Source organism: Flammeovirga yaeyamensis (genome assembly GCF_018736045.1).
In the GTDB taxonomy this organism is placed as follows: domain Bacteria; phylum Bacteroidota; class Bacteroidia; order Cytophagales; family Flammeovirgaceae; genus Flammeovirga; species Flammeovirga yaeyamensis.
The window spans coordinates 3357434-3373784 of record NZ_CP076132.1; the positions used below are offsets into that span (position 1 = coordinate 3357434).

At 34.5% G+C, this 16351-nt stretch carries 7 protein-coding genes; 3 read left to right on the top strand and 4 right to left on the bottom strand.

Annotated elements, in window-relative coordinates; all coding sequences use genetic code 11:
- Window positions 1-61: 61 nt before the first annotated feature.
- The 4 genes from KMW28_RS13150 to KMW28_RS13165 form a co-directional block, all read right to left on the bottom strand.
- Window positions 62-3508: an alpha-amylase family glycosyl hydrolase gene (locus tag KMW28_RS13150; protein ID WP_169666072.1), complete on the bottom strand. Its 3447-nt coding sequence runs from the start codon at window positions 3506-3508 to the stop codon at window positions 62-64.
- Between the two features lie 202 nt (window positions 3509-3710).
- The gene (locus KMW28_RS13155; protein ID WP_169666073.1) at window positions 3711-5768 is read right to left on the bottom strand and encodes a SusF/SusE family outer membrane protein; all 2058 of its coding nucleotides are present in this window, start codon (window positions 5766-5768) and stop codon (window positions 3711-3713) included.
- Between the two features lie 45 nt (window positions 5769-5813).
- Window positions 5814-7418 carry a RagB/SusD family nutrient uptake outer membrane protein gene (locus KMW28_RS13160; protein ID WP_169666074.1) on the bottom strand — a complete coding sequence of 535 codons (1605 nt, stop codon included), beginning with the start codon at window positions 7416-7418 and terminating at the stop codon, window positions 5814-5816.
- A 16-nt stretch (window positions 7419-7434) separates the two neighbouring features.
- Window positions 7435-10422: a SusC/RagA family TonB-linked outer membrane protein gene (locus tag KMW28_RS13165; RefSeq protein ID WP_169666276.1), complete on the bottom strand. Its 2988-nt coding sequence runs from the start codon at window positions 10420-10422 to the stop codon at window positions 7435-7437.
- Window positions 10423-11049: 627 nt separating this feature from the next.
- Between KMW28_RS13165 and KMW28_RS13170 the strand changes: the two genes are divergently transcribed.
- From KMW28_RS13170 to KMW28_RS13180, 3 genes are all read left to right on the top strand, one after another.
- Window positions 11050-12078 carry a LacI family DNA-binding transcriptional regulator gene (locus tag KMW28_RS13170; protein ID WP_169666076.1) on the top strand — a complete coding sequence of 343 codons (1029 nt, stop codon included), beginning with the start codon at window positions 11050-11052 and terminating at the stop codon, window positions 12076-12078.
- Window positions 12079-12443: 365 nt separating this feature from the next.
- On the top strand, window positions 12444-15668 hold the full coding sequence (locus KMW28_RS13175; RefSeq protein WP_183364000.1) for a two-component regulator propeller domain-containing protein: 3225 nt from the start codon (window positions 12444-12446) through the stop codon (window positions 15666-15668).
- Entirely contained in the window at window positions 15616-16281 is a 666-nt protein-coding gene (locus KMW28_RS13180) for an ABC transporter ATP-binding protein (protein ID WP_066206165.1), read from the top strand. Before KMW28_RS13175 ends, KMW28_RS13180 begins: the two co-directional genes overlap by 53 nt.
- Window positions 16282-16351 lie beyond the last annotated feature (70 nt).

Genomic DNA, 16351 nt, shown 5'->3' on the forward strand with positions numbered 1-16351 from the left:
AAAAATAAAAAAAGCCTACAACTTTCGTCATAGGCTTTTCAAATTAGTCAGAAAACATAAATTATCTTCTAATTACTTTCTTCACTACTCTTCCTTCAGAAGTAAATAATTCAACAAAGTAAATTCCTGCAGGGAACATAGACAGATCCTTTTTAAATTGACCATTCACTTGAAGTTGAGTACCTAACTGAAGTACTCGACCTGATTGGTCTCTTACAATCCACTCTACATCACCTTTCAAAGAAGTACTTGTTAAAGTCACCTCACTTGAAGTAGGGTTTGGAGAAGCAATTACACTTTTACTCAATTCATTATCTTCAATTGAAGTAATGTCGTACGAAATTGAGTAAGTTAAATTGTTAATATTGGCACGAATGATACATGCACCGGACTGAGGTACTACAATATCTCCTCCTTCACCAGAAGCAGGTTGTAATTTGCCGTCTCCAGCATCTCCCCATTGTCCGCCGTTCCAGTCTTGTTGATCTATAAATTTGAATGACTGATTGATCACTACATTTATATTATCTAAATAAAATCCTCCTTCACCATCTTTTGTCATTTCTAAAGATTTTGATGGATCCCAAGCAATACCTGCTACATCGCCTACTAAATAAAGTTTTGCGTTGTTTTGTTCGAAAGAAACGAAATGAGGACCTTCGGAAACATCTCCAGAAACCGCTTTTAATGACATTTCGAATGGTTTATCAGTATCAGACAAGCCGAATAACTCTTTTGGAGTGAAGGTCGCTACATATTTATTCCCTTCTTTTGTCATCGGAGTTGTCTGAACATTTGTAATGTTACCTGAACCATACTCATCCATCACTAGCCCTGCTTCAAGAGTTACAGTTCCATCAAAAGTTTTTCCGGTTCCTTCTGGATTAAAGTAAACTTTGATTTCATCTTGTTCTCTAAAACCATAAGGAGTCACTTCAAATATTCTTTGATATCCGGTAGCTAATCCTGCCTCAGGAGTTGTTACTTGAACGTTAGTCAGAACAACAAACTCAGAAGGGTTTAATGTCATAGTTCCCGATGCTGGCACAGATTCTCCGTTTTCAAAGTAACTATACCAATTCGTATCATCAGAAGAATAATCATAAGTGTAATCCTCTTCATTTAAAGTAAAGTTACCTACTACTTTTACTTTCATTGTAGCTCCTTCTAAGGATATAGTTTTAATATCACTTCTTAGATCATATGAGTATTTATCATCAGCTAATGAACCCAAGTCATAATCATTTCTTAGTTTTAATAAAGCAGCATATACTTTATACAGTTCATCTCTAACTTCATCATTTTGAGTATCAAATTCTTTAATAAGTGGTTTTTCAGAAGTTCTATTACCATCACTTACCTCACCTTGATATTCTGATTGATTGATAGAAACATTGTATCCTCTTTCACCAAATTGCCAGATCAATTTAGGACCAGGTACTAAGAAGAATAATGCAGATGCCAATTTTGCTCTACCAATACCATTTTCAATTTTCTTTAAATCATATGTTTGAGAGACTTTACCTGATGTTTCAGAATCATAAATTAAACGTTCTTCATCATGTGACTCCATATAAGACATCACACCATGAACAGGCATATCTCTTTCTTTAGGAGATTGCCAAGCGATATCTGAATTATTTCCTTTTACAATATCTCTAAAATTATGGTTGATATTACCCCACATCGAAATACCAGCTTGTGCTAGTACCTTTTCTTCTGAGTTATCTGCCAAATGTTCAAAAATTACCAATGCATTAGGATTACGCTTTTTGATCTCTGTATTCATTCTTAATAATAAATCAATACGATCCTGATCATAGGCACTACCCCATTCATCACCATCAGTCTTAGGATTATTACCAAAACCTTTTGTGAAGTCAAAACGGTAACCATCAATATGGTAATATTTCATCCAGTGAGCATTCACACTATCTACTAATGCCTTGGTGTAAGAACTTTCGTGATTGAAGTCCGCCCCCCATTGTAAGCCTGGATTTGTGAAGTTTGATGTCTCATTAAACCAAGGGTTATCAGCACTAGGATCATCGTAATCTCCACCTTTGTTATACATACGTACCATTGGTGAAGAATGATAAGAGTGATTCAACACCAAGTCAATAATTACTGATAAACCTCTAGCATGTGCTTCGTCTACAAATTCTTTAAACTTATTCTTTGGACCGTAGTATTTATCTGGTGCAAAGTAAAAGTTAGGGTTATAACCCCAAGATAGGTTTCCTTCAAATTCGTTTACAGGCATCACATGTATCACATTAGCTCCTAGATTTTTGATGTAATCTAATTCAGCAATTGCTGCCTCATATGTTGCTTCCTCCGTAAAATCCCTAAATAATAGTTCATAAACTACAGCATCCTCAATAGGTGTTGGTGTAAAATCGGATGTTTTCCAAATATACTCTTCTTCGTTTATTTTGAAAGTAGAAGCTCTGAATCTAGTTTTCCCAGTTGGATAGTCAATTAATCCAGGATAACGAGTATCATCGATATATTGATCATCAGGGTCAGAAACTTTTTCAGTATAAGGATCTGCAATAATTAAAGATCCATTGATTAAATATTGATAGATGTATTCAGTATCTGGATCCAAATTATCAAGTGTAATCCACCAATAATTTGCATCATCTTGTTTATCTACCTTCATTAATGAAGAAGACGTTGGTGTCCAATCGTTAAAATCACCTATTACATATACAAATTCTTTTTTCTTAGCAGGGTCTTGTAAAACAAGAGTTACAGATGTAGCTCCATAGTTTACTCCTAATTGAGTTGCTTCAGCTGGTCTTGCTGCTTCTTGTATTGAACTTGGTCTAATTACCAATCGTAAAGAACGAGTAACTGTTTGATCGTCTGCAGTCGCTATGATTTCAAAATCAACTACTCCACTAGAACCTGCATAATAATTATATGTTAAACTAGTTCCGTCAGTTACAGTTTGAACTGTATTTCCATTAGCTTTTAAAACTATATTTGAATTCATATTAGTTGTTAAAGCAACTTGAGTTGTAGTATATTGATCTACAATCTCTCCATCCTCAGGATTTGTAACCGATACAGTTAATGCACCATCTTGAGCCGCTTCAAAAGTAAAGTCACTTGTTTGACCATCACCCCAATCTGCACCTTTAAAAATGATACCGATACTAGTAATTTCATCGGGTTGTGCATCAATAAATTCGGTTGGAATAAAAGAAATCTCCCAAATGTTTCCACTTTTCTTTGTCCATTTAGCAGCTGCTTGTGCCGAAGTAGCAGGATTTACGTTTGTAGGTGCACCAAAATCAGTATTTGGTACCCATACCCAAGCCCAAGCTTCAGTTAATCCTTCTAATTGTGCATTGCCTGTTACGTCAGCCGTAAATGTCACTTCCTGATTTACAATAATAGGTTCAGATGAAGTTGTAATTGTCTGGGCTCTCGAAGTAGTCAGAGTTGTTAAGATTAGAGCCAGAATAAAGTAAGTATTTCGTAGTATTATTTTCTTCATAAAGTCAAAGAATTTCTATAAAATATTCATTTTCATATTCATAAAGGTACAAATAACACTATAGGTTTCAAATTTTTTAACGCACTGATTTTATGCAAGTTAACCTCAAACGGTAGCGCAATCGGTTTCGAAAATAAATAAAAAAAATACAGCCACCTTATTTCTAAGGTAGCTGTATTTATATGTTTAATAAAATTAATTATTAAGGAGTTGGTGAGATAGAACCTGTGTTATCACTAAAGTTTAGATCAATAACATTTTCTCCACCAGTAGCTGGAACTGCAGTTTGGTCACCACCTGCTCCTCTGTATTCAATCATTCCATTAAAGATATTGAATTCAGATTGCCACCAATCTCCTCCTCCTAACCATACATCTCCATTGAATGAAGCAGCTGTGTACATTCTGATAGGTTGTGTATCAACTAAAGTTTTTGTAATGGTTAATTTAGTATTGCCATTGTCAATAGTAAATTTGTTTGCAGGATTCTCAGAATCCCAGCTTCCAACAGCCTGACCAATTAGATACACATCTGGCTCTTGTACCAAAATTTGGTTTTTAACGTAATCAACTACAATAGTATAGTATCCTGTAGTTGGAACATTAATATTAGAACCGCCAATAGTTTCAACTCTTGGTAAAGTTGTATCATTCTCATCAGAACCTCCGAAATCATTAGTCCATGCACGATCAGGTGAAATCTTAACACCACCTTGACCAGCTGTCAGGTAAACTATTGCCCAGAATCTTTCAGGATGATTAGCAACAGGAATTAGTTGTACATCATATGCAGTATTCCAATCCCATCCGCCTAAGGCACCACCAGTCATCCAAAGTTCAGTTGGATAAGCTTGGTAAGGTGTAATTGTTAATTCAATAACATCAGACTCTAATTGTGCACCTGATGCAAAATTAGCAACTACTTTTAAATTATGTGTACCAGCTTGATCAGCACTTCCACCATCATCTAAAGCTGCTCTATTTACAGCTTCAGTAGTTAATGTAGCAACAGTAAGATCTGTTCCTGAGTAGATTGATTGACCACCTAGGAATAATTCATAGCTTGTAATAGATTCTTCACCAAAAACAGCAGCAGACCAAGAGAATGCTTGAATTACATTGTCTTTATCATCTTTTGCAAAACGTAAAGTTGTTGAATCAGGAGTTGCTAATACAGGTGCTGTTCTTTCTATTGATGCAGAGAAGTAATATACCAAAGAAGCAGGGTTTTTAAGATCTAATGAAAGTTGCTTTTCACCAGCAGTAACTTCAATTGGATCACCACCATTAACTACAATACCTTCATTCTCACCAGCACCTAAGTTATGATTATCACTACCTTTGAATGTGATAGTACCATCACTAAATGTAGTGTTAGCAAATAATACTCTGTTTTGAGGGTCCCATTCCATCACTACATCGCTAGCAACACCAGAACCAGTAATTACAAATGACAATGGTTCTACAGTAAGTTTTGTACCTCCATCAGTATCTAAGTAGAACATTGCTGGAGAGCCAGTTGGGTTAGGAATATCTCCACCTTCAGCATCTAAAGCCATTGATTCTAATCCACCATCTACTGCTGTCCAATCACCACTTGCACCATAATTAGTACCGCTCCATGTTGCTTCAGTACAAACTTTGAAAGCACCGTCTAAATACATGTAACCAACGTATGGACCACCTGATGCTGCCGCTGAACCTAAAATTGTTGTAGGATCATTTTCAGCCCAACCATTGTGGTTACCACGTACATACATTTTGTTAGCAGGCAAAGGAGCCTCAAAATAAGGGAATATTTTAACAACTCTACCTTCAGATGTTGTGTTTGCTTCTAAAACACTTTCGTTACTCATTGATGCAACCACACTAAGTGTTACATTAAAAGTATCCAAAGCAGCTTCAGTGACAATACCTGTTACAGCAATGATTTGTTCATTCACTGCTTTTTGTGTCAATGTAATTGAAGTAGCAGGGCCAGTTGCTTGACCAGCATTACCAACACCTTCATATCCTTCTACAGTGACAGCAATATTGTAATTCACTTGAGTAGAAACACCAAAGTTAGCTGCTGACCATGACATTGTCGTAAATGTATTTTCAGCAGAGTCTTTTTCAAATACATATACACTATCCGTGCTTGGTCCTTCTGAAATTACAGGAGGAGTATATGTATCTGATCCACCAATCTGAACTTTATCCTCCTCTTTACATCCAACAAAGAATGCAAAGAGTAAAAGGATTGAATATATCTTTTTCATATTTTCTATAATCAAATTCTAAATGAAGTTTAATAAAGGGTATGATTAATACCCTTCATTTTGCTTTAAGTTAGGGTTAGCATTCAAATCCGAAGAAGGAATTGGCATTAATCTGTGGTAATCAGCAACAGAAGTACCGTTTACAGTACCACCTTTGTATTGCCAGTTAGCACCACTTGTATATTGTCCCCATCTGATCAAGTCAGTTCTACGGTGACATTCCCAATACAATTCTCTAGCTCTTTCGTCTAGAATCCAAAGTCCAGAGTTTACTTCTGTTGGAGTTACTGTACCTACACCCGCTCTAGTACGAATTTGGTTGATTAAAGCAAGAGTTCCTCCAGAAACAGAACCACTTCCTTTTAATTCAGCTTCTGCTAGCATAAGTACTGCATCTGAATATCTAAATGTAGGGAAATCAGTATCTACGTGATCACCATTTGGATCTGGATTTGAAATAGCCGTTCCATCAGCATTATTGTTCGTGAATTTACGTACAAAATACCCTTGCGTAAATTTGAATTGATCATCGATGTCTCCACCATCATCACCCACAGTTAATAATTCTCCTGGACCTCTTAAGTCAGCTCCGTCAACGAACTTAGCGTTTAACTCTCTTAATGCACGGTTACCACCCCATCCTGAGTTGATACCAAAGTCTGCAGCTGACATTGAACCACCCACTGCTGCGTGAATCATGTATGTCATACCACCAAATGTTTGTGTATTTAGTGCATTAAAATTGAAAGAAAATATTGTTTCTGTAGAAGTATGGTTATCTGCAGAGAACATTCCTTTGTATGAAGGGTTTAAAGTATATGCACCAGAAGCAACCAATTTATTTAATTCAGCTTCAGCTTCTGACCACATTGCAGTTCCAGTATATGTTTCAGCATTAAGGTATAACTTAGACAACAACATATACGCAGCTCCTTTGTCCGCTCTACCAAGCTCACCAGTTCTTGGTTCTGGAAGCATTGTTTCGATTTCTTTTACTTCTGAAACGATAAAATCAAATAACTCTCTTCTATCAGAACCCCAACCTGGCAGACCTGCTGGATTTGGCAAGAAAGCACCTACAGGGTCACCTTCTGTTACGAATGGAACACCATTACCGAATAAATCAAGTGCATGCCAGTAAGCAAATGCTCTAATAAATCTTGCTTCTGCTCTCATTGTTGAGAATTGAATGCCATTTACTTCTCCATCTGCAGGAACGTTTCTCAAAAACTCGTTCGCTAAAGACACTTGGTAAATTGCTCTGTAATAGAAAGCACGAATAAATTCGTTATTTGCTTGCCATGTCATTTGAGAAATTCTTGGAAGGTTACCATCATTCCAACCGTTGATTGCTTCATCTGTTGGTAATTCTTGTAACACATAGTATCCACGAAGGTATTGACCATGACCTTCATCTAGGAATTTGATATCTGGATTACCTGTCGGTCCTTGCTGACCAGATAAAGTAAAACCAGCATACAGTTTTGCTAATGCATTAATGTAATTAGCAGGATCTGCAAAAACTTTGTTTGCAGTAGTTGCATTTGGATCAATTGGCTCCGTGTCTAGGTCATTGACACATGAAGACAATGTGATAGAAGAAATTGCCAATACAGCAGCAACTTTTCTTGATATATTTTTAAAATTCATTTTTTTCAACTTTTGATTAGAATCCAACATTTACACCTAATAAGAATGTTCTTGGACGAGGATAAACATTGTTATCAATACCGCCGAAGATTTCAGGATCTAAACCACTGTAATTTGTAATTACAAATGCGTTGTTCACTGTTGCATTCACTCTTAAGTGGACAGCACCATTCTTTAAGTTATTGAAGTTGTAACCTACAGAGATGTTATCTAAACGGAAGAAGCTAGCGTTCTCAACAAAGTGATTTGAGAAATATTGTGGTTGATTGAACATTGTAGAACCTAACGCTGTTGGTTGGTTGTTAGTGTATCCAACATCAGTAAATGTACCTGTTAAAGAAGCACCTGATGCTAAGTTGTTATACACATAGTTACCCAAGTTCATACGACCTGCCATACTAAAGTCCCAGTTTTTATAAGAAGCTTTAGTAGTGAAACCAAACATCCATTTTGGATCTGGATTGTTATATTGGTATTTATCATCTTCTGTTACTCTACCATCGTTGTTTCTATCAACATAAGCACCATCTAAAGGATTACCGTCTGAACCATAAATTTGTTCCCAAACATAGAATGCTTGTCTTGGATGACCTACTGAGTGAATTTGAACTGTGTTACCAGTACCACCCGCAATACCACCAGTCAATACACCTCTGTAATCTTCGTCTTCAACTTGTGTAAGTTTTGTGATCTTATACGTTGCATATGTAACGTTTACTCCAAAATCCCAGAATAAATCACTTGTATTGATAATTTTATGATTTAAAGCAATCTCAATACCTTGGTTTTCTAAGCTACCAACGTTAGTTAATAACTGATCCACTAGGTTTGAACCTGCAGGTACTGGAATAGTATTCAATAGATCATCTGTAGTTCTCTTGTAAACATCGATTGAACCTGTAGTTCTATCATCTTTGAAACCAAAATCAACACCTAGGTTATAAGTAGTTGTTTCCTCCCACTTAATTTTAGAATCGTATCCTTCAGGTCTTAAAGTTGGTAAATGTTCAGGAACCCAGTTACCATTTCCATCTTTCACATAGAATTCAGCTTGCGCTCTTTCATTTTGAGAGAAAGTATATTGTGGTAAATAAGGGTAATCATTCGTATTAATGTTTTGTTGACCAGTAATACCGTAACCTGCTCTTAATTTTAAAGTACTTACTAAATCATTCGTTGCTAAGAAACCTTCTTTCTTGATGTTCCATGCTGCAGCTAATGAAGGGAAAACACCCCATCTTGTATCAGGAGAGAATCTTGAAGTACCATCACTTCTTACAGTAGCAGTTAATAAGTATCTATCTTTGAATGTATAGTTCAAACGACCAAAGAATGAAACTAAATAGTTTTCAGTTCTAAATAGCTTTTCGTTATTAACAAAACCTGCAGCTGTTGCGTCTCTATTGTACTCCTCTCTCCAGAAATGCTGCCAAGAATAACCTGCCATCACATCAATTTTTGAATCAATAGAAGGTAGATCTTTGTTATATTGTAAATAGAAGTCTAATAATTCATTCTTTTTACTCTGCGTATATCTGTTATCTAAACCTGCTTGATTACCAACAAAAGCTGCATCAGTACCTGCTTTTACAGTACCTTCAGACTCAGAATAGTCATAACCTACGTTTAAGTTCGCTCTTAATTCTGGTAAGAAGTGGAATTTATAATCCAATTGCATGTTACCGATGCTTCGCTTTACAGTAGATTCATCTCTTTTTTGCTCTAATAAAGCTAATGGATTTGAAGGAGCAATAGTAATTGGGTTACCATCACCGTCCAACCATGTAAAGTATCCACCATATGGCTTAAACTCATCACTATCATATTTAGGTTGATGAGAAGGATCCATAGCGATTGCAGAACCGATTGCACCTGTATCAGCAAATCTGTTTTGGATATACATCCCTTTCACATTTACGTTCACTGATAGGTGATCATCGAAGAATTTCGGAGTTAAACTAAGGTTACCAGTAGTTCTATCCATGTGTGAAGTGTTCAAGATACCGTCATTCCAAGTATAACCAACTGATACACGGTATGGAAGCTTATCTTTTACTGAACCTGAAACGGAAACATTGTGGTCTGTACTTACTGCTGAACTAAAGATTTGATCTTGCCAATCAGTATTTGTATTACCCATGAAAGACTCCGCTTTGGAGTTTTCACCCCATCTAGTTCTAATTAGGTTTCTAAATCCATCTGCATTGTACACATCAACAGTTTTTGGTACTGTTGCAATTGAAACGTTACCTGTGTAATCAATTTTCATTTTTCCTGAAGAACCTTTCTTGGTAGTAATCAAAACGACACCGTTAGAAGCTCTTGAACCATAAATTGCTGTTGCAGAGGCATCTTTTAATACTGTAAATGTCTCGATATCAGCAGGGTTAATTGCTGACAATGGGTTTTGCATACCTTGGATACCGTCGTTATCAACAGGTACACCATCAATTACAATTAGTGGGTCGTTAGAAGCAGATAAAGATGAACCACCACGAATACGGATATCAGCACCAGCACCTGGAGCACCACCTGCTGTTGTAATTGCTACACCAGCAACTTTACCTTGTAATTGTTCTTGTGGGGAAGTAATTGCACCTTGATTAAAATCTGATGCGTTAATTGCTTGAACCGAACCAGTAGCATCTTCTTTCTTTACACTACCATAACCAATAACTACAACTTCTTCAAGTTGTTCCGCGTCCACTTCCATTGCCACATCAAGATTAGTAGAAGTACCTACTGAAATTTCTTGTGCTTTGTAACCAATGTAAGAGACAACTAGTACATCCTCACCGTCGGCCAAAGTAATTTTGAATTTACCATCAAAATCAGTTGTACCACCTTTAGTTGTACCTTTTACCAAAACAGCCACACCAGGTAGTGGGTCGCCATTCTCATCTACTACAGTACCACTTACAGATCTCTCTTGTGCAAAAGCAACTAAAGAGAATAAAAGAAGTAGCATCGTCGCAGCAAATTGCTTTGTAGAGTTAATGCTCATTTTCATACTTAAACAGTTAGACAAATAGACAAGTATTAAATTTAGATTATCATTTTATAACTATATATAGGTTAATTTTTTCTAATAGATCTTTATTTAAATATACAGTAATTAAAATTTCATCTTCATATAATACAATTTTCAAACAAACTTTGCGTCCGTTTGATAATGCAAAATAGCGACTATTATTTATACTACAAAGAAATATTTATTGACATTTTAAGTTTTTTTTTGACTAATTAAATTAAAATTATCTTCCGAAACCGATTTCAACAATAAAACCTCGTACGCTCTATTATTCCATATTTATATCATAATCGAAATTTTTATACTGTATTTTTTAATTTTTTTAAATTTTTATATGGTTTAATTGTAAATTAGTCACTTATAAACAAAACTTAAATATTTAAAAAAAACTAAACAATCCCAACCATTCATTTTTTAAAAAAAAGTTGATTTTTTTTTTCAACTCAACACGAAAAAACACAACATTTAAATTTATTAAATCTCCTCAATCGGTTGCGCAATTTTTTACAAAAAATTAAAAATGAGTAGGTGATTTCCCATCAATTGCATATATTTTCACATATCAGTACAATTTTTACTCTACTTATAGGAAAATTCAGCATGAGAAAAGCACAATACACGATGCAAGACATCGCGAATCAGCTTGGAATATCAAAGTCTACAGTTTCTAGAGCTTTAAAAAACCATCCCGATATTAGCCAAGAAACTAAGGATGCAGTAAACAAACTTGCTGAGGAAATGGACTATCAACCAAACTCTCTCGCATTAAGCTTAAGACATAAGAAATCTTTTGTTATTGGTATTATTGTTCCAGAAATTGTTCACGACTTTTTTGCCAATGTCATTTCTGGTGTACAATCAGTAGCATATGAAGAAGGATACAATGTAATGATCTGTATTTCTAATGAATCTCCGGAACAAGAAGAGGTTGATGTGAAAGCAATGTATTCGAGTAGAGTCGATGGGTTACTTATTTCTCTTTGCAAAGAAACCAAGAAATTAAAACACTTAGAAAGTATTGTTAACAAAGGTGTTCCTTTAGTGATGTTTGATAGGGTATCAGATAATCTAAATGTTAGTAAAGTGATTACTGACGATTTTCAAGGAGCTTTTGTTGCCACTGATCATTTAGTGAAACAAGGATGTAAAAAAATTGTCCATCTCAGTGGACCAGATAATTTATCAATTAGTTCTTTAAGGCTAAATGGATATAAAGATGCTTTAGCTAAAAATAACATCCCACTAGATGAAAATCTTATCATCCCATGCCCTGAAGGAACTCTTTCAGAAGCAAAAGATACTGTTAAAGACATTATTGAAAAGAATTTAGACTTCGATGGAATTTTTGCTAATAATGATGTTACAGCTATTGGTGCAATGAATGCCCTTAAAGAACTAGGCAAAAAAGTACCAGAAGATATTTCTATTGTTGGCTTTGGTGATTGGCGTTTATCTCAATTATTAGATCCACCATTATCTTCTATCGAACAATCAGGATTTGATATTGGTGTACAATCCGCTAAGATTTTATTTAAACAAATAAAGTCTGAAGAAAACGACATTGAATTCACTCCTGTTACAAAAGTGGTTCAAAACAATCTGATCGAGAGAAAATCAAGTCTTAAGTAATTCAATAGTTAAGACAATACTTATTAATAAATTAAGTAGTTTATAGGTCTATGTATTCATACAAACCCTATGAACTACTTTTTTTAATGAGTTTTTGAAAAACAATTTTTAGTATTCTACTATCCCTTTTGAACCCTTCCCCCCTGTTTTCTTTAGATTAATTAGAATAAACAAGCATTTTTTGAAATTATTAATCGTCTATATCAGCTAAGTAATATTAATCACTTATCTTGTATTATAATTTATTTACATGCATCATCATTGACTTTATGACATTAGAATTTGATGTGTATCATAAATTAAAGAATAAACTTTTTAATCATATAGTGAGATATAATCTAGCAAAATTATTTTGCACTTTTCATATGCACCGATTACTCTTTTGCTTCCTTTCTTTTCTTTTTTGTTCTGTAAGCATTTTTGGACAACAATACAATATATCCTCTTTTGGTATTCATGACGGTTTAAGTCAGAACAATTGCAATACTTTAATTAAAGCCAATAATGGTGCTATTCTTATTGGAACATTAGATGCAGGAATCAACATTAATAATGGGCAGTCATTTAATGTATTTGATGTACGCAATGGTTTATCTAATAATTTCGTCAATGATTTTGAGCTGGATGAAAGGGGTGGTATTTGGGTTGCTACCAATAATGGGTTGAACTATATATATAATCGAAAAATTAAAAGTTATATTGAGAATGACACCCAATCTTTTAGAGTACAGCAAATCGCATTTGATAAAAACCTTAAAACTGTTTGGGGAGTCACTCTAAACCATAAATTATTTAGACTGACCAGCTATTATAAGTTAGATGCATTTGAAGGCAATCCAAAATTAACGTACACTGCTATAGCTTCTGATGAAGATGGGTTGATTTGGGTAGGGACCAAAAGACAAGGCCTTTTTGTATACAAAGGGGATTCTATTGTACAACAATATAATATTCGTGACAACATCACTACTATTCAACACCTGTCCAACCAAAGAATTGCTTTAGGTACCACCGATGGTGTGGTAATATATAATAAGAAGAATTTTTCTAAAGGTGCTTTCAAAATATTAAAATCTAAGAAAGTAAGATGTATGGCCGAAGATTCACAAAAGAATTTATGGGTCGGTACTACTTTTAATGGGGTATATATTACTAAGGGGATAAAAATCAAAAGAAATATCTCTAAAGAGAACGGATTAGCACGTCAAATAAATGATATCGAAGAGGATGATGATGGAGGAATTTGGTTGGCAACTAAAAAAGGACTTTATCGATATAATAATGATATTTATACACTGTATGCTAAAAATTACAGTATTGCTTCTGATATTTTAGAAACTTATCAAAGTTTTGATACAACTACTGTACTTGGATCTGAAAGAGCTTTAACCTTTATCAAAAATGATAAATTCTCTGGAAAAGTTGCTTTACCGCTTAGTACAAGATCTCTTGACATCATTCAAGACAAAAAAGGAAGATATATTATTGGTTCTGACCACGGTGTTTATCGTCTTGAAAATGGATTTTGGAAAAACCTAACCCCCAAAGAGAAAAATGATATTAACGAATACCCTTCTACTTTCTTTGAGAAAAACAACTCTATTTATGTATGTGCTTTAAATCATATTTATGAAATAAAAGAGGATTCTTTAAAGGAAGTTATCAACTTAAATCAATATCTACAAAACTATAGAATTTCTAAAGGGGTGGTCTCTCCTATTGACAATAGCATCTGGCTAGGAACAATGGGTAAAGGTTTAGTGTATCTTGATACTGCATGGAATGTGAAAAAAATATTTCAGAAAAAAGATAAATCGATTCCAAGTCTTTATATCAACGATTTAAAATTTGATAAAGAAGGTCAGTTATGGATAGCTACCTCTGAGAGTGGAATTTGCAAGATTAGAGACATTAATTCTCCAGCAATTAGTTTTCAAGAAGAGAATTTATCTTCTACAAACATTCGAACGATTAATATTGACCAAAAAGGTAATATTTGGGCAGGTAGTAACACCTCTATAAACCATCTTATTTCATTGGAAAATGACATTGTTCGAATAGAAAGATATGGAGCAGACGAAGGATTTAGTGCTTTAGGTTATGAAAGAGGAAGTGGATCTATCGACCCTGAAGGCAACTTATGGTTTGGCACTGAGGATGGAGCAGTAAAGATCAACCCAAACCATCAGGTTTACAGCACAAAAACACCAAAGATTTTATATAAGAATGTTTTAGTATTTTCTGATAATATCCCTTGGGAAGACTATTCTGAAGGTATTGATCCTGATACGCATTTACCTATTAATGCTATTCTACCACCAGAATACAACCACCTCACTATCAACTTTGTTGGGATATCCATGAATGTCCCCAATAAGATTAAGTATCAGTGGAAATTAGAAGGATTTGACGATAACTTCTGTCCTCCTACATCAAATAATCAAGCCGTTTATACTAAACTTCCTCCAGGAGATTATAATTTCATTTTAAGAGCCGTAAATGCTGGAGGGGTAACTTCAGAAGACGAAAGGTCATTTTCTTTTAAAATTGACAAGCCTTTTTATCAAAAAAGAAGTGTGATAGCATTATTTACTCTCTCACTATTATTTATCATCTTTTATTTCTTTTACTATTACCTAAAACAAGAAAGAGATCAAAAAGAAATCTTACAGAAGAAAGTTGATGAACGAACTCGAGAAATTGTAAAAGCGAGAGAAAGAGTAGAAAAGACCAAAAATGAAATAGAGCAAAAAAGTGAAGAATTAGAAGTCATCAATACTAAAGTTCGAAAAAGTATCCAATATGCAGCTACTATACAAAAAGCACTTATTGGATGTGATCATCATTTTGTTGACTTATTTCCAAGATCATTTAACCTTACTATTACAAAAAGTGAAGTGACCGGTGATTTTGTATGGATGCATGAAAATGATAAATATATTTTTCTATTACTAATTGACTGTACTAATCATGGTGTTCCTGCTGCATTGATCTCTATTGTAGGAAATCAATTACTTGAACAAATCATTCATGATAACGAAAATATCACTGGTGCAGAACTTTTAACAAAATTGGATTCCTCTCTAAAAGAGGCACTTAAAATAGATGCCAACACCTTAATTAGTGATGGAATGGATATCGCTTGCTGTCGTTTTGAAAAAGGCACAAGAAAAATTAATTTTGCAGGAGCAAGACGACCGCTCATTATCATAGAAAATGGAGAATTAAGAACAATCAAGAGTAATTTTTGTAGTATTGGAATTGTTTTTAATGATGTTACCCCTCAGTTTGATAACATTGATTTCGAATTAAACGAGGAAGCAACGATTTATTTATTTTCTGATGGATTTGCAAATCAGTTTAATGCGGAAGGAGAAAAATTCAAAAAAGTACAATTCAAAAAGTTACTTATTGAAGTATCTTCTTTACCTATGGCTGAACAATGTAAAAAGCTACATCAAATTTTCCATGATTGGAAAGAAGGTGTAGAGCAAGATGATGACATGATGGTTGTTGGGTTCAAATATGATACAAACTATGCTGAAAGCGAAAGGGATCACAAAATCATACGGGAAGTTGAACGTTCTTAAAGGCATCGATTTAGAGATTCATGCCAATGAAATTGTTTCAATTATGGGTGCTTCGGGAGCCGGAAAAAGTACACTACTCCAAATTTTAGGAACATTGGACACGCCAAAGGAAGGCAGTGTTTGGATTGACAATGAAGATGTTACTAAATTAAATGGTGATAAATTGGCTCAATTTAGAAATGAAAAGATTGGATTTGTCTTTCAATTTCATAACTTATTACCTGAGTTTTCTGCTCTTGAAAATGTTTGCATGCCTGCACTCATTGCTGGAAAAGAACTTGAGGAGGTAAAAGACAAAGGTGTTCAACTGATGAAAATGCTGAACATTGGTCATAGAACAGACCACAAACCATCTGAAATGTCGGGTGGCGAACAACAAAGATGTGCTATTGCTCGAGCTTTAATCAACGATCCTTTGATCATTTTTGCAGATGAGCCAAGTGGTAATTTAGACTCTGAAAATGCTGAGGGATTACATCAATTATTTCTTGAATTAAGAGATAATTTCAATCAGACATTTGTGATTGTAACACATAATAAAGAATTGGCAAAGAAAGCAGATAGACAGCTTTGGATGAGAGATGGTATTATCGAAAATATGGTTACTGAATAAGCTTAATCATCATTATATTAGATCATCATACCACATTAACATAGGACATAATATACATGCTATTGCTCTT

Excerpts from the sequence above, each read along its gene's own strand:
- KMW28_RS13160 (WP_169666074.1), bottom strand. The coding sequence starts at position 7,418 with ATGAATTTTAAAAATATATCAAGAAAAGTTGCTGCTGTATTGGCAATT.
- KMW28_RS13180 (WP_066206165.1), top strand. The coding sequence starts at position 15,616 with ATGCTGAAAGCGAAAGGGATCACAAAATCATACGGGAAGTTGAACGTT.
- KMW28_RS13165 (WP_169666276.1), bottom strand. The coding sequence starts at position 10,422 with ATGAGCATTAACTCTACAAAGCAATTTGCTGCGACGATGCTACTTCTT.
- KMW28_RS13150 (WP_169666072.1), bottom strand. The coding sequence starts at position 3,508 with ATGAAGAAAATAATACTACGAAATACTTACTTTATTCTGGCTCTAATC.
- KMW28_RS13155 (WP_169666073.1), bottom strand. The coding sequence starts at position 5,768 with ATGAAAAAGATATATTCAATCCTTTTACTCTTTGCATTCTTTGTTGGA.
- KMW28_RS13175 (WP_183364000.1), top strand. The coding sequence starts at position 12,444 with ATGCACCGATTACTCTTTTGCTTCCTTTCTTTTCTTTTTTGTTCTGTA.
- KMW28_RS13170 (WP_169666076.1), top strand. The coding sequence starts at position 11,050 with ATGAGAAAAGCACAATACACGATGCAAGACATCGCGAATCAGCTTGGA.